This is a genomic window from Undibacterium sp. MH2W (assembly GCF_049340215.1).
GTDB lineage: Bacteria > Pseudomonadota > Gammaproteobacteria > Burkholderiales > Burkholderiaceae_D > Undibacterium.
This window is the reverse complement of record NZ_JBMPPA010000001.1, coordinates 465,764-480,993: the sequence shown is the minus strand read 5'-3', so window position 1 is coordinate 480,993 and position 15,230 is coordinate 465,764. Positions and strand designations below refer to the sequence as shown.

Annotated in this window: 11 protein-coding genes; 8 read left to right on the top strand and 3 right to left on the bottom strand. The window is 49.2% G+C overall.

Translation table 11 applies throughout. The annotated features are described in order from the left end of the window. Window positions 1–90 precede the first annotated feature (90 nt). From ACO0K2_RS02065 to ACO0K2_RS02040, 6 genes are all read left to right on the top strand, one after another. On the top strand, window positions 91–1,143 hold the full coding sequence (locus ACO0K2_RS02065; protein WP_423015237.1) for an SMP-30/gluconolactonase/LRE family protein: 1,053 nt from the start codon (window positions 91–93) through the stop codon (window positions 1,141–1,143). Between the two features lie 104 nt (window positions 1,144–1,247). Then, window positions 1,248–2,225 carry an arabinose ABC transporter substrate-binding protein gene (locus tag ACO0K2_RS02060; protein WP_423016133.1) on the top strand — a complete coding sequence of 326 codons (978 nt, stop codon included), beginning with the start codon at window positions 1,248–1,250 and terminating at the stop codon, window positions 2,223–2,225. A gap of 5 nt (window positions 2,226–2,230) precedes the next feature. Next, window positions 2,231–3,727: an L-arabinose ABC transporter ATP-binding protein AraG gene (araG, locus tag ACO0K2_RS02055; protein WP_423015235.1), complete on the top strand. Its 1,497-nt coding sequence runs from the start codon at window positions 2,231–2,233 to the stop codon at window positions 3,725–3,727. A gap of 62 nt (window positions 3,728–3,789) precedes the next feature. Then, on the top strand, window positions 3,790–4,809 hold the full coding sequence (araH, locus tag ACO0K2_RS02050) for an L-arabinose ABC transporter permease AraH (RefSeq protein ID WP_423015233.1): 1,020 nt from the start codon (window positions 3,790–3,792) through the stop codon (window positions 4,807–4,809). Window positions 4,810–4,880: 71 nt separating this feature from the next. Then, on the top strand, window positions 4,881–5,654 hold the full coding sequence (locus ACO0K2_RS02045) for an SDR family oxidoreductase (RefSeq protein ID WP_423015231.1): 774 nt from the start codon (window positions 4,881–4,883) through the stop codon (window positions 5,652–5,654). 31 nt (window positions 5,655–5,685) lie between these two features. After that, a complete protein-coding gene (locus tag ACO0K2_RS02040; RefSeq protein WP_423015229.1) occupies window positions 5,686–6,657 on the top strand; it encodes a LysR substrate-binding domain-containing protein in 972 nt (323 codons plus the stop codon). A gap of 203 nt (window positions 6,658–6,860) precedes the next feature. Here ACO0K2_RS02040 and ACO0K2_RS02035 read toward each other — a convergent pair whose 3' ends face one another. Together ACO0K2_RS02035 and ACO0K2_RS02030 are read right to left on the bottom strand one after the other, a co-directional pair. Beyond that, a complete protein-coding gene (locus ACO0K2_RS02035) occupies window positions 6,861–9,467 on the bottom strand; it encodes a TonB-dependent receptor (RefSeq protein WP_423015227.1) in 2,607 nt (868 codons plus the stop codon). Between the two features lie 313 nt (window positions 9,468–9,780). Next, entirely contained in the window at window positions 9,781–9,978 is a 198-nt protein-coding gene (locus tag ACO0K2_RS02030) for a hypothetical protein (RefSeq protein WP_423015225.1), read from the bottom strand. Window positions 9,979–10,112: 134 nt separating this feature from the next. On the opposite strand from ACO0K2_RS02030, the gene ACO0K2_RS02025 reads away from it, so the two are divergent. Both ACO0K2_RS02025 and ACO0K2_RS02020 read left to right on the top strand, forming a co-directional pair. Next, the gene (locus tag ACO0K2_RS02025) at window positions 10,113–11,216 is read left to right on the top strand and encodes a branched-chain amino acid aminotransferase (protein WP_423015223.1); all 1,104 of its coding nucleotides are present in this window, start codon (window positions 10,113–10,115) and stop codon (window positions 11,214–11,216) included. 1,244 nt (window positions 11,217–12,460) lie between these two features. Continuing rightward, on the top strand, window positions 12,461–13,474 hold the full coding sequence (locus ACO0K2_RS02020; protein ID WP_423015221.1) for a GGDEF domain-containing protein: 1,014 nt from the start codon (window positions 12,461–12,463) through the stop codon (window positions 13,472–13,474). Window positions 13,475–13,874: 400 nt separating this feature from the next. Here ACO0K2_RS02020 and ACO0K2_RS02015 read toward each other — a convergent pair whose 3' ends face one another. Continuing rightward, window positions 13,875–14,498, bottom strand: coding sequence for a Crp/Fnr family transcriptional regulator (locus tag ACO0K2_RS02015; RefSeq protein WP_423015219.1), 624 nt, complete (start codon window positions 14,496–14,498; stop codon window positions 13,875–13,877). Between the last annotated feature and the right edge of the window lie 732 nt (window positions 14,499–15,230).

Sequence of the window (15,230 nt, the reverse complement as noted above, 5' to 3'; positions counted from 1 at the left end):
ACTCAGCAGATCTGCTCACTGAGTCGTACTGCAGAGTCACACTGCAGTAGCACCAAATAAAAACGAGAGACAACTTAACAAAGACATCGAATGAACGCGAGCACTCTATCGAATAAGCGTATGTCACTGGCACTTGCTCAAGAAGCAGTGTTGGGTGAAGGTCTGGTGTGGCATATCCCAAGCCAGTCTTGGTGGTGGACCGATATTGAATCATCGACCATCCACGCCTGGCGCGGCGACAACGAGCCCTTGTGTAACTACCGATTGCCAGACCGAGTCGGATCACTCGCCCATTGTGAATCAGGTCGCATTTTGCTGGGTATGACAAAACGTCTTTGTATTGCCAATGAATCGGATGTCGCACCGCCAGCCTCAAGTAGCACGCTGACTTCCGGCGCTACCGGAAGCCCAATTCTCAGTCGCCATTTACACGTACAGTCGCTCGTGGCGGTTGACGCTGCCGAACCACGCACTCGTATCAACGATGGCCGTACGGACCGAAGCGGCAATTTTGTCTTTGGTACCATCAATGAATCCGCTGAAAAACGCCTCATCGGTAGTTTTTACCAATACTCGACACGCCACGGCCTGCGCCGTCTCGCCTTACCGGCCGTCGCCATCGCCAACAGCATTTGCTTTAGCCCTGACGGCACGACGATGTATTTCACCGACACCCTGACCCGCCGTATTTTGCAATGCGATTACGATGCCGCCAGTGCGCGGGTCAGCAATGTCCGTCATTTCGTTGAGGTCAGCGATGCCGACGGAGCGCCAGCATACCCGGATGGATCCGTCATCGATCGCCATGGCTGTCTGTGGAATGCCCAATGGGGCGCAGCACAAATCGTGCAATACGACCCAAGTGGCAAGGTCATGCAACGTTATAGTGTGCCCACCAAAAATCCAACCTGCCCCGCCTTTGGTGGGCCCGATTTGGACATCTTAATGGTCACGACCTCTCGCCAAGACATGACACCCCAAGAACACCAACAGATGCCTCTCGCAGGGAGTCTGTTTAGCATCCAACTACCGCAGGCCACTGGTCTGCCCGATGCACTCTTTCATGATCTGAGTCATGCCCCCTCTGCACCAGGTGGAAAAGCAAAACTGTTAGAGAAAGCGGCACTGATCAAAGGTCACTAAGCATTTTCAAAGAACGATCAATACAAAAAATAATCAGGAGATACACCATGAAGCATGCAACAACTTTATTTCGACGCCTTGCTCCGGCCATCCTTGTTACGGCAATGACCGGCCTCTTCGTCAGTACGTCTGTCTACGCAGCAGAACCAGCAAAAGCAGGTGCCCCCACAACACCCGTCAAAATCGGCTTTCTGGTCAAGCAAGCAGAAGAACCGTGGTTTCAGGACGAATGGCGCTTTGCAGATCAAGCCGCCCGTGAAAAAGGATTTACCCTCGTCAAAATCGGTATTCCTAATGGCGAAAAAATGATGGCTGCCATCGATAACTTGGCCGCGCAAAAAGTCCAAGGCTTCATCATCTGCGCCCCCGACGTGAAATTGGGCATGGCCATTGAACGCACCAGTAAACGCAACGGCTTAAAAGTGATTGCCGTCGATGATCAATTGATCGATGGCACTGGCAAACCGATCGCTAGCATTCCATACATGGGTATTTCCGGCTACGACATTGGCAAACAAGTCGGTCAGGGATTACTGGAAGAAGTGAAATCACGCGGCTGGTCCCTGTCGGAAGTTGGCGCATTGCGGATGGCGTATGACCAATTACCGACGGCACACGAAAGAACACAAGGCGCTGTTGACGCGCTCAAAGCCGGTGGTTTTCCCGTTGCCAATCTGTTTGATGCAGCACAGAGCAAAACCGATACCGAGAGCGCCTTCAATGCCGCCAATATCGCCTTTACCAAACAAGCCCACATCAAGCACTGGCTTATTTTTGGCATGAACGATGAAGCTGTTCTGGGTGCAGTACGCGCAGCAGAAAGCCATGCGCTGAAGAGCGACGCCGTCATTGGTATTGGTATTGGTGGTAGCAAAACGGCCTTGAATGAATTCATCAAACCGGTTGCCACTGGCTTTTACGGTACCGTCTTAATCAGCCCCAAACGTCATGGCTATGAAACAACCATGAACATGTACAAATGGATCGTCGATCAACAAATGCCACCGGCCGTCACACTGACATCCGGCACGTTAATGACTCGTCGTAATCAGGCGCAATTACGTGCACAGAATGGATTGTAATCATCATGTCGGCTTACTTGCAATTTGATCAGGTATCAAAAAATTTCGCTGGCGTCCGCGCATTAAGCGGCGTTAGCTTTGAAGCCCATGCGGGGACTGTGCATGGATTATTAGGTGAAAACGGCGCGGGTAAATCCACCCTGTTAAAAATTCTGGGTGGTCAATATCGCCCAGATGGTGGTAGCTTAAAAGTCGGCGGCAAAGTCTGTCAGTTTGGTTCAGCAGCGGATGCAATTACAGCAGGGATTGCGGTGATTCATCAAGAATTGCAATACGTGCCAGAGCTGACCGTCACTGAAAATATCCTGATGGGCCGCCTTCCAACCCGGTTTGGCATCGTCAATAAAGTCGAAGCACGGCGCATTGTGTCTGAGCGTTTAATTGAGATGGGCGTTGATCTTGATCCCGATGCACGTTTGATTGATTTATCGATTGCACAGCGGCAGATGGTGGAAATTTGCAAAGCCGTCATGCAAAACGCGAATATTATCGCCTTTGATGAACCAACTAGTAGCCTCTCGCATCTCGAAAGCGAAGTGTTGTTTCGATTGGTACGCGAGCTGCGTGCGGCTGGCAAGACGCTGATTTATATCTCGCATCGTCTCGAAGAACTGTATGCCCTGTGTGATGCTTGCACGATTTTTAGAGATGGTAAAAAAATCGTCACCCACCCAGTCATGGCGAATGTGCAGCGTGACACACTTATCCGCGATATGGTGGGACGTGATGTCACGGATATTTATGATTATCGTCCTCGTGCTGTCGGCGAAGACCGCTTGAAGGTCGTTGCCCTGCGCGGAAAAGCCTTACCAGAAGAAAATCACTTCACCGTGAAGCGCGGTGAAATCGTTGGCTTTTTTGGCTTGGTTGGTGCAGGCAGAACAGAGCTGATGCGCTTACTCTACGCCGCTGATCAACGTCTTTCCGGACAAGTCGAATTAGACGGTATCGCCGTCGACGGCTCGGGTCCACACGCTGCGATTAATGCGGGTATTGTGCTGTGTCCTGAAGACCGCAAAGAACAAGGCATTTTGGCCCAAGCCTCTATTTCTGAAAACATCAACATCAGTTGCCGTCGTCATGATTTATTCGGTGGATTATTTTTACGCCATAAAAAAGAAGCGGCCTTAGCGGATGCGTTTATTCAGCGACTACGGATTAAAACACCCAACCGCGACCAAGAAATTCGTTTGCTCTCGGGTGGTAATCAACAGAAAGTCATCCTTGCACGCTGGCTGGCAGAACCTGATTTAAAAGTATTGATTCTCGATGAACCCACACGTGGCATTGATGTCGGCGCTAAAAATGAAATCTATCGCATCATCTATGAAGTCGCTGAACGCGGTTGCTGCGTGATTGTAGTGTCGTCAGAGTTACCTGAAGTACTGGGTGTTTCTGATCGCGTTGTGGTGATGCGTGACGGAAAAATCAGTGGTCAGTTAGATCGTGCTGATGCCAACGAAACAGCGATTTTAAGTCTTGCACTGGATAAAGCAGCATAGGCCATAGGCGCGCTGACCGATTACCCATTTTTGTCGATTACTCCCTACAGAATCTCATTATTATGACTACCGCTCACTCTTTTAACGCGAAACCGGATACTGCCATGAAGCAGCCTGCACCAGAACAACCCCAACACCTGCTAGGCAAACACCGCCAATGGTTTGTTGAACACAGCATGACGCTGGGCTATATCATCTTGTTTATTGCGCTGTCTTTTACCGTCGAGAATTTTTTCTCCGGCACCAATATCATCGGTCTGATGCTCTCCGTGGCACAGATTGGTATGGTTGCTTGTACCATGATGCTATGTCTCGCCTCACGGGATTTTGACTTATCGATTGGCTCTACGATTGCGTTTTCTGGTGTATTGGGCGCGATTATTTTGGAACACACTCAGAACGTTTTCTTGGCCGTCGGTGGTGGTTTGGTAGCGGGTGCATTGATCGGTGCAGGTAACGGTGTATTGATTGCCTATTTGCGTGTCAATGCCTTGATTGCGACCTTAGCGACCATGTTGATGGTACGTGGTCTGGCATTTATCGTCTCCCATGGTCAGGCAGTGGGTATTGCCGATGAAGGCTTTATTAGCTTTGGAGATGGTCGCCTGTTTGGCTTGCCATTGCCGGTGTTGGTGACGGCAGCGTGTTTTCTGGTCTTTGGTGTCTTGCTTAACCATACTGTCTTTGGTCGCAATACCTTGGCGATTGGTGGTAATCCAGAAGCGGCGCATTTGGCTGGCGTGAAAGTAGAACGTCTCCGTGTGTGGATCTTTTTGTTGCAAGGCCTGGTGACGGCATTGGCAGGTCTGATTCTGGCATCCCGTATCACCAGCGGACAACCCAATTCTGCGCAAGGGTTTGAATTAGATGTGATCTCCGCATGTGTTCTGGGTGGCGTCTCATTGCAAGGTGGTAAAGCTAAAATCTTCGGTGTTCTGATTGGTGTGCTTATCATGGGTACGGTAGAAAACGTCATGAACTTAATGGATATCGATGCGTTCTATCAATACCTGATGCGTGGTCTGATTTTGCTGGTTGCCGTGTTATTGGATCAACTGAAAACACGTGGCCAACGTTCATAAATCACATAAAAACACACAACATCCATAACGCATAACAGCAATAACGCATAACATCGATCACACATCACACCATGACTAACAGATTACAAAATAAGGTGGCGATCGTCACCGGCTCCACACGCGGCATCGGTCGCGCCATCGCGCAGTTGTTTTTAGCAGAAGGTGCGTATGTCGTGATCAACAGCCACCGTATGGATGACGCCGCCGCTGAGATGATAGCAACCACCGACAAAGATCGTTGCCTGTTCATCGAAGCAGACGTTGCTGATCCTGCGTCCATGCAACAACTGGTGGATCAAACGATCGCTCGCTTTGGTCCAGTGGATGTCCTCATCAACAACGCTGGGATGGATGTCTTCGCTGAACCGCTCGAAATGACCAAAGAACAATGGCAACGGTGCTTTGCGGTGGATCTGGAAGGAGCATGGAATACCGCACGTGCGGTGTTGCCCTCGATGTTGAATAAAGGGGCTGGCAGTATCGTCAATATCGCCTCGGTGCATGGCCATAAAATCATTCCTGGCTGCTTTCCCTACCCCGTTGCTAAACATGCGCTGATTGGTTTAACAAAGTCCTTAGGCATCGAATACGCTGCACGTGGTATCCGCGTTAATTCGATCTCTCCAGGCTTAATCATGACGGACAATGTCCGGAACTGGCTCAATAGCTGTCCTGATCCTGCTGCAGAAGAAGCCCGTCAAGCTAACATTTTGCCTTGCAAACGGATCGGCACGCCGGAAGAAGTCGCCTACACGGCGTTGTTTCTCGCCAGTGACGAAGCGCGATTTATCAATGCAACGGACATCTTAATTGACGGTGGTCGCTCCCAGCTTTATCATGAATAGTCACTACACTACCATTTTATGATGCTGTTGCATGTCTGATCCCCGCGCTGATCGTTTTGTTCGTTCTCATCTAAAAACCCGTCACCTTGTGTTGCTGGTCGAATTGGGGCGTCATGGCTCCATCCTCCACGCAGCACAAGCAGCGAATCTTACCCAACCGGCAGCTTCAAAACTCCTCGGCGAATTAGAACACGCGCTGGGAGTGCCTTTATTTGAACGTCTGCCGCGCGGCGTTGTACCGACGAGCTATGGTGAAGTCCTGATCCGTCGTGCCGGCGCTGCCTTGTCAGAGATGGATGCGGCGCATCAAGAGATCATGGAACTGCTCTCTGGCCTCAGTGGTCGCGTTGCCGTTGGCACGGTCATGACGCCCTCCATTAATCTCTTGCCGCAGACCGTTCAGCTATTAAAGTCACGTTATTCTCGCGTGCATGTTTCCATCACCGTTGATTCTAGTAAGGTGCTCATTGCGCGTCTGCGTGCAGGAGAACTCGATATGGTCATCGGTCGTATTCTCGATTCCGATTCCGCCAACGAGCTACACTTTGAACCGTTAACGGATGAACCGCATAGTTTGATTGCACGTGCTGGGCATCCCTTGGTCAATCAAGCCGATCTATCGCTAGAACAATTAGTGCAAGAGGGATGGATTATGCCCCCAGCAGGCAGCATTTTGCGTGATCGCTTAACTGCCTTGTTTCTATCCCACGGACTAGACCAACCTGCTGAGACCGTAGAAACCACTGCACTCCCGATGATTACCAATTTACTCATCGGCAGCAACATGATCTCTGCGTTGCCAGAAGAATTAGTACGTCCCTATATCGATATCGGCCTCCTGACCGTCTTGCCTTATGACCTGGGCTTACGCATGGATTGGTACGGCATCGTCACCCGCAAACAACACAAACTCTCCCCTGGTGCACAAGCCATGTTGACGACCTTACGAGACGTCGCAGCAACGCTCTATCAAACAGCACCTGCACCCACACCTGCACGATAGTCCTTCATTAGATTTGTTTCGCAACGACGTTCCGATCACGCCTGCAAATCAAATGCTGGCGTATCGTGTTGATATCCGCTTTTGAAGTACATCGAAGTACATCAACGTACATCAAAGTACATCAAAGTACATCACAAGGTTTAAACAATAAAAAAAGCTCACCAACTTTCATTGGTGAGCTTTGACTATCCAATCAGCAATGATTACATACGATAGCTAAATCCAAGGTTATAGCGGCGACCAAATTCACGGATTTGCTGGATGTACGCGTTGTTAGGATCGGTGTACACCAGTTTTTGGTTCGTCAGATTATCCGCCCCGAAATGAATCTGTACGTTTTTGGTGATCTGTTGCGACAGATTAAAACTCAGATTCGTTTCAGCGCCGTTGATAATAAACTGACCTGCTGTCCACGATGGATCACGTGTGAATGCACTGTGATACGTCGCTGCCAACCGTGCTTCAAAACCATTGTGTTCATACCACAGCGTTAAGCCCGCATTGGTTTTCATCAAGCCATCAACTGGGAAAGGTGCGCCCCCATTCGATTCTGTGATGTTGCTGGTGGTATACGCATAGTTACTAAAAATACCCAAGCGGTTAAACGGTGCAGGCAGGTTGGTAAAGGCTTGTTGATACACCAGTTCCACACCACGCACTTCGCCGCCTGTGCCGTTCACTGATTGTGAAATCAGCGCATTCTGGCCATTGATCGTACCCTGATTTTGCGCAATCTTCACATACGACTGCATTTTCTTGAAGAACACGCCAGCGGACAACAGCGAGCCTTTTCCGAAATACCATTGATACGCCAAATCAATTTGATTCGCCAGCATCGGTTTTAAGTTGGGATTACCTGCACTACCTGTGACGGGTTGTTGTGATCCTGGTGATGGGAACCACAAGGCCTGTGAAGCACGCAACTCATCCAACGGTGCACGCGCCATGGCACGGGCAACGCTAAAGCGCAATTGGTGCTCTTGTTGCGGATCCAAGGTAAAGATCAGATTAGCGCTTGGCAACACTTCGGTATCAGAACCATCGACAGAGATTGGCGTCGCTGGTGCACCGTTGATGGACTGTACACCCGAGCTTGTATGGGTCGTACGTACAAAACGTAAGCCCATGTTTCCACGGTAATCTTTCCCAAACATCACGCCATCCAGATCCGCTTGTGAATACAATGATTCACTACGTTCTTTCACATTCCAGCCTGCTTCTTGGTCAGACAAGGTAGGCGTTCTTCCGGCTGGATTAAACACGTTCGGTCCAAAGGCTGTCACGGCGGCGCCATTAAAGTCATTGAGCGCAATGAAATCAGGCAACCCATTAACGTGCACCGTGCTGTATGCCGACGTAGGGATGGCTTGCAGCGGGTTCACGGTATAAGTCAGTTGGTTATAGCTTTTTTCACGATCGGTCGCACGCAGGCCAAACTTGATTTGCTTCACATCGCCTAAGTTCTCAACAGAACGAATCGCATTCAGATGCAGCGAGGTCATCTCATCTTTGACGTGGCCGATCGTATTAATATTCATGTTCCACGGCGCATTAAACAACGCAGGATTACCCGTCACTGCACCATTAAGTGAATAATTCTGAACGCCATTGCTCCAGCTAAAAGTGGGGTTGGTGGATAATTGCTGCTGCAAACTTTCCCATGAACTATCACGACTTGCGGAGGATTTTGACAAGTCTCCTTCAAATTTCCATTCTCCAGACTTGAATTTACCATTCAAACCTGTCGCGAATGTGTGTGAATCCTGTGTCCACAGATTATCGTTGTTATCGAGCGTGATGCCTGACACCGTCGCGCCTGTTACCACGCCATTAACGATCGTTGGATTGCTATAGCTAGCGGCATTGCCACCGTTCCAGTTACCGATCGCGCCTTGATAGTAATGCGATATTTCCGGTTCGAGGATGGCTTGCTTTTCATAGTAAGCATCTGCCGTGATGATGGCATCGGGATTTGGCTTCCACTCTACTTTGGCTAATGCACTGCTGCGTGTATCCGTGCCACGTTTGACCGAGTCCTGAAAGCCCCATGGCGTCTGTACTACCTGACCGTTACTACCATTCACAGCGCCAGCGCTGCTACCGGTGTTAAATCCCCAGCTCTCTTTCATCACTTCGAGTGACGGTTGCTTTTGGTAGCTGGCGGCAAACGCAACACCCAGCGTGTGATTATTAAATTGATCCACGTAGAGCGTGCCTAAACGTGGTCCTGTATTCTTTGCGCCATCAATCCCGTTGCCTAAGGGTGCATACAACGCATCGCCCTTGAAGGTAAATTGACGTTCTTTAAAATTCAGAGGCGAGACGGTATGTAAATCGATGGTTGTGGCAACACCGCCTTCAATCAATTCTGCGGACTGCGTTTTATACACCGCCGCACCCGTTAATGACTCCGATGGAAATTGCTCAAAACGCACAGCGCGGTTCGGTTCTGGTGATGCCAGTTCACGACCATCCAATGTCGCTGCAATAAAACGTGGCCCCAACCCGCGCGCCACGATCTGACTCGCGTTACCGCGATCGACACCCGATTGCAAGCCTGGCAAACGTGCCAAAGATTCTGCGATGGTGGTATCTGGTAATTTGCCGATGTCTTCGGAAGACACGACCTCAATGATATTGTTCGACGCTTCTTTGGTCGCTGTCGCGCTATTCATCGAATCGCGCACACCGACCATCGTCACTTGCTGTACCGCTTGCTCCGTCGTTGCTGGTGCTTGTTGTGCCACCGCACTTAAAACCGGAAGCGTAAACAATCCCCCAATGAGCCAACTCAATTTTTTTTGTTTCATTCTGTCCCCAATATTTTTTAGTTTTAAATGCCAGCGGAAATAGAAAACACTATTTCAACGCCGTTACGTGCGCTACTTCACCGTAACAATGGGAATCGTACTGAATTCAAAATGCGCAAACCAATATCGAATTTAAAGATTCGTATATTAAATACGTATAGCAGTCCCTCACTACACGCATTTTCCTTCATGGCTGAGCGTAAAGGGACGCCATTCTAAACCCACATGACCGATGCGGCAATTTTGGCAAGGCGGAGCGACGAAGACAGTACGTACAGTACGGCTAGGAGTGACAACGCAGCTAGGGCGGCGTTCAGCTAAGTCCTGCTTGAACGTCGTCCCAGCAAGGCGGAGCGACGAAGACAGTACGTACAGTACGGCAAGGAGCGACAACGCAGCTGGGGCGACGTTCAGCTAAGTCCTGCTTGAACGTCGTCCCAGCAAGGCGGAGCGACGAAGACCGTACGTACAGTACGGCAAGGAGCGACAACGCAGCTGGGGCGACGTTCATGCAGGACTTGATTGACAGAGGGGGGCATCCTTAGTAACTTAGAGACTAATAACCACTCCCCTCACTAACCCAGGAAATACATCAATTCGCCCCCTCGTTTTGCTTATTTTCCTCATTTTGACTTGCAAAAAATTATGATTTCTTCAACACCTACCTTATTAATCACCCCTTCTGACCACCCTGCGAGCGATGCGCAACGCGAAGAACGGATTGCTAACCCGAGTTTTGGCCGTATTTTTACGGACCATATGGTGGTGATTCCTTACCGTGATGGCGCTTGGCAACGTGGTGAATTGAAGGCGTATGGCCCGTTGAGTCTGGACCCTGCAGCGTCGGCGTTGCACTATGGTCAGGCGATTTTTGAGGGATTTAAGGCGTTTAGCCAACCTGATGGCAGTATTAAAACGTTCCGCCCTGCTTCTAACAGCGCACGTTTCAACTTGAGCGCTGCACGTTTGGCGATGCCGGCATTGCCTGAGTCATTGTTTATGGAAGCTGCGGATGCGTTGATTACGATTGATAAAGCTTGGGTGCCGAAAAAAGTGGGCGAAAGCTTGTACTTGCGTCCTTTGATGTTTGCGACGGACCCGTTTTTGGGCGTGCGTCCGGCGAATGAATACCTGTTTGTATTATTTGCGTCGCCGGCTGGTGCGTATTTCCCACAGGGCGTGAAGCCTGTGACGGTATGGATCAGCGAAGACTACGTACGCGCTGCACCTGGCGGTACGGGCGAAGCGAAATGCGCTGGTAACTACGCTGCGAGTTTGATTGCGCAGTCTCAGGCCTTAGAAAAAGGCTGCGATCAAGTGGTGTGGCTTGATGCGGTAAACCGTGAAAACATCGAAGAAATGGGCGGCATGAACTTGTTCTTCGTGTACAAAGAAGAAGGCAAAACCCGCGTGATTACACCAGAATTGACGGGCACATTGCTGTCGGGCATCACCCGCCGCAGTTTATTGCAGATCGCTGCAGACTTGGGCTATGAAGTCGAGGAGCGCAAACTGACAGTCCAACAATGGCGCGATGATATTGCCTCCGGGAAAATGACCGAAGTATTTGCATGCGGCACTGCTGCGGTGATCACGCCAGTGGGTCATGCGAAGGCGAAGAACTTTGAAATTAAAATCAACAACGGCGAAAACGGGCCCGTGACAATGGCACTGCGCGAAGCATTATTGGCACTCCAACACGGCACAGCAAACGACACACACGGCTGGATGCATCAGGTCTGCGCGTAAAACTATGGATTCCCGCTTTCGCAGGAATGACGGGGTTAAGGCGCGTCGTTTTGATTAACGCACATAGGCGTTCCACGCCACTGGATTCCCGCCTGCGCGGGAATGACGGGGTTTCGGAATGGTCAAATTTCGTCGTTCCCGCGTAGGCGGGAACCCAGTGGTGCGCCAGCACCTTCACCGCAATACACGTAGCAACCCCGCCACTTCATTCGAAGAAAGTGTTGCCGGGTATAGTCGTTTTGATGGATGCACATAGGCGTTCCACGCCACTGGATTCCCGCCTGCGCGGGAATGACGGGGTTGCGGGATGGTCAAATTTCGTCGTTCCCGCGTAGGCGGGAACCCAGTGGTGCGCCAGCACCTTCACCGCAATACACGTAGCAACCCCGCCACTTCATTCTAAGAAGTTGTTGCGGGGCATAGTCGTTGATGGATGCACATAGGCGTTTCACGCTACTGGATTCCCGCTTTCGCGGGAATGTTCCCGCCTGCGCGGGAATGACGGGGTTTCGGAATGGTCAAATTTCGTCGTTCCCGCGTAGGCGGGAACCCAGTGGTGCGTCAGCACCTTCACTGCAATACACGTTGCAATCCCGCCACTTCATTCTAAGAAAGTGTTGCCGGGTATAGTCGTTTTGATGGATGCACATAGGCGTTCCACGCCACTGGATTCCCGCCTTCGCGGGAATGACGGGGTTGAGCCGCGTCGTTTTGATTAACGCACATTGGCGTTCTAACGCCACTGGATTCCCCCATTACCCACACTATTTTTCCACACGGAAATTTCTCTATCACTTAATTCCAACAAGCAAAAAAAAGACTCTCGAAAGTTAATCTAGTTTAACGTCCGAAGACAGCGAGTAACACTACACTTCGTGCCATATAGAGCTTCACCTATCTCAAGTGATGCTCGTCTTCAAAGGAGCTTCGTTAATTGCAAGTGCACTATTGCACTAATTTGCTATCGATCGATTCCCTCAGCTATATAACGATCGACAGACTCTTTCGTATGCTGAACCTTACGCACGCTTATCGGATATCTCAACACCGCTTGCCACTCGCTACGAACAAATTTTTTCTCAATCCTGAGAATCTCCCTCTACCCCAAAAAAAGCGACTGATCACGTCCGTTTTTTAATCTCATTTAGTCTTGTATGGAAACCACACAGTCCGCAAAAACAACGCCCCAGGCCCCATTCCCTTCTTTACTGAAGCAACTCGGGAACATGACGGGATTTCGACACATGCATCTTGTTGAACTGAGTCTACTCAGAACACTCGGCCCCTTACTGGGTGTATCTACCACTTCGCTGTACAAAGTCGATCAACGTAACGCCGTCAGCCGCGTGCTGAATCACACCCGTTCATTTGCATTAGGGAGCGGCGATTTACAACGTATTAGCGAACATATCGAAGAGCTCAACAACCCAAAAATAGATGACGTCGCGATCAACAGCTTGCTCGACACCATGCGTCTCATAGGACGTTCGACGAACTATGTTTACGATCAAGAGTATTTGTACGGTTTTCCACTTAATGGCGCTGATCAACTCTACGGATACTTCATCTTCAAACGAGAAAGTCCCATTACTGAAATGGACGAAGCCGTGATCCATGGTGTTTTGGAAGTTTTCTCGAATTATTATGGCCTACTCGATTCAAGCCAACGCGACCAGCTTACGGGTTTACAAAACCGCTATTCCTTAGAAATCAACCTAGCGCGATTATGGGATTTAATTGGTAAAAAAAATGATCAGTTAATTGAATCGATAGACAACGACGAAGAGAATGATCGGCGTAAGCTTGAATCATTTTCTTACTGGATCGGTGTTTTTGATATCGACAATTTTAAAAACGTGAACGATAGCTTCGGCCATATTATTGGTGATGAAGTATTGTTGCTCACATCGCGCCTCATCGAGAGCGCGCTGCGTCGTGGGGATTTAATTTTCCGTTATGGCGGTGAAGAATTTATCGCCATCATCGCAGCGCATAAAGCAGAAGAAGCCGCAAAAGTATTTGAACGCGCACGCCATGCAGTTGAACAATTTGTGTTTCCGCAGATCGGTAAAATCTCGATCAGCGGCGGCTACTGTGCGCTTGATTCGACGGTACTGCCGCAGACGATAATCAGCCGTGCGGACCGCGCGTTATACAAAGCAAAAAACGATGGCCGGAATCGGGTTTACGACTACAACCACTTAATCGCATCGGGGCAATTGGAAGAAATTCGGTCTGGGGCGATTGATTTGTTTTAAGTGTGGTGTGTTGGGGGCTGGATAAATTGGTGTGTCAGTTTGATGGATGTAAGTAGGCGTTTTCACGCCACTGGATTCCCGCGTGCGCGGGAATGACGAGATTGCGGGCTGTTAGATATCGTCGATCTCTGATCAGCGGGAATGACGAGGTTGAGGTGCGTAGTTTTGATTGCTGCTCATGAGCACTCTACGCCGCTGGATTCCCGCTTTCGCGGGAATGACGAGGTTGTATCGTCGATCTCGGGTAAACGGGAATGACGAAGTTACATAACATTCAAACATCGTCGTTCCCGCGCAGGCGGGAACCCAGTGGTGCGCTAGCACCTTCAGCGTGACACATCACAACAAAACCATCACTCCCACACAACCACCGCCCCACGCTATACAAAAAAATAAAAAATCACTCCCCCACAACATCATCCTCATGATGTTTTTCAGGTTTCAATAATTTCGATAAATATTGCGGCGTAATCCGCAAATAAGACGCCAAGACTTTGGCAGATATGCGCTCCTCTAGCCCAGGGTACTCCTCGCGAAACTCAACAAGTTTTTCCTCTGCCGAAGCGACAGCTTTCATCACGTCGAAATCAGGACCAAATTTCACCTGATATTCCAGTAGCTTCATACGATAATCATTGATCACCGGATGCTGCAGTGCCATCTCCTCAAGTACCGAGGTTTTCGCCGTGAACCCCTCCACATTCGTTTCGGCCACTAAAAAACATTTCGCTGGAAGGTGCGATGTAGAAAAAAATAAATCGGAAGTAAACGCTCTATAACCCTCTGTATAAAAACGCACTGTCACATCCTCACCATTCGGGCTGATAAAACCAGCTCTCATGACCCCTTTAGTGAGAATAAATATATGTTGCGCAGGCGTGCCAACGTGTTGCAAAAAGCTTCCTTTTTTCACACTGAAATCCTGTGCGATACCAGCAACGAGCTTCACTGTTTCAATATACGTTTCTTCTGTATACCCGTAACGTTCGGTGCAAGCATCCTTATGCCGCAAGGCTTCGAGCAAATATCTCTCGTTCATGATTAGCGATCTCTAAAGTTAACAGAACCTACTTTTTCTAACCTGAAATTGCAGAATCATTCAATATCAAACGGCAACGTGTTTCTCTCCTACTTCTCTCTATCTCGATACACCGAGAAGAGAAAGTTACTCACTACTTTTTTGAATCAGGTACATCAAGTTTATTCGGATAAAAATCGTCTCTTTTTAGCTCCTCATCTGAAATGACATAAAAATTCACAAAGGTATAAAAAAGTCTTCTCCCTATAACAAGTGAACAAGGCTTTCATCCAATGCAACAACATCACCACCTATTACGTTCCTTCATCCGCTTCTTTTACTTGCGATGAAATTAAGTTGATGAAATTCATTTAAATACTAATTTCGATTTCCTTCAAAATACTTCAACTAGTTTAAGTATTTGCAGAAAATATGATGGTAAATGTTAATTAATGTGTTTTTTCAATCATCGCGAGGATTTGAAAAAAAACCGATCATCACATGCGGTCTAGGATCGTTACGCCCTGTACAGTCAATGCACGCGATTCTTGGTTGTATAAGCTCATGAAAAGACGACCCAGTGGTATTGATGAAAGCACATAGGCGTTTCACACCACTGGATTCCCGCCTTCGCGGGAATGACGGGTTCGAGGTGCGTCGTTTTGATGGATGCACATAGGCGCTCCACGCCACTGGATTCCCGCTTTCGCGGGAATGACGGGTTTCGGAATGGTCAAA

Excerpts from the sequence above, each read along its gene's own strand:
- ACO0K2_RS02065 (WP_423015237.1), top strand. The coding sequence starts at position 91 with ATGAACGCGAGCACTCTATCGAATAAGCGTATGTCACTGGCACTTGCT.
- ACO0K2_RS02060 (WP_423016133.1), top strand. The coding sequence starts at position 1,248 with ATGACCGGCCTCTTCGTCAGTACGTCTGTCTACGCAGCAGAACCAGCA.
- araG (WP_423015235.1), top strand. The coding sequence starts at position 2,231 with ATGTCGGCTTACTTGCAATTTGATCAGGTATCAAAAAATTTCGCTGGC.
- ACO0K2_RS02020 (WP_423015221.1), top strand. The coding sequence starts at position 12,461 with ATGCATCTTGTTGAACTGAGTCTACTCAGAACACTCGGCCCCTTACTG.
- ACO0K2_RS02025 (WP_423015223.1), top strand. The coding sequence starts at position 10,113 with ATGATTTCTTCAACACCTACCTTATTAATCACCCCTTCTGACCACCCT.
- ACO0K2_RS02045 (WP_423015231.1), top strand. The coding sequence starts at position 4,881 with ATGACTAACAGATTACAAAATAAGGTGGCGATCGTCACCGGCTCCACA.
- ACO0K2_RS02035 (WP_423015227.1), bottom strand. The coding sequence starts at position 9,467 with ATGAAACAAAAAAAATTGAGTTGGCTCATTGGGGGATTGTTTACGCTT.
- ACO0K2_RS02040 (WP_423015229.1), top strand. The coding sequence starts at position 5,686 with ATGTCTGATCCCCGCGCTGATCGTTTTGTTCGTTCTCATCTAAAAACC.
- ACO0K2_RS02030 (WP_423015225.1), bottom strand. The coding sequence starts at position 9,978 with ATGAACGTCGCCCCAGCTGCGTTGTCGCTCCTTGCCGTACTGTACGTA.
- araH (WP_423015233.1), top strand. The coding sequence starts at position 3,790 with ATGACTACCGCTCACTCTTTTAACGCGAAACCGGATACTGCCATGAAG.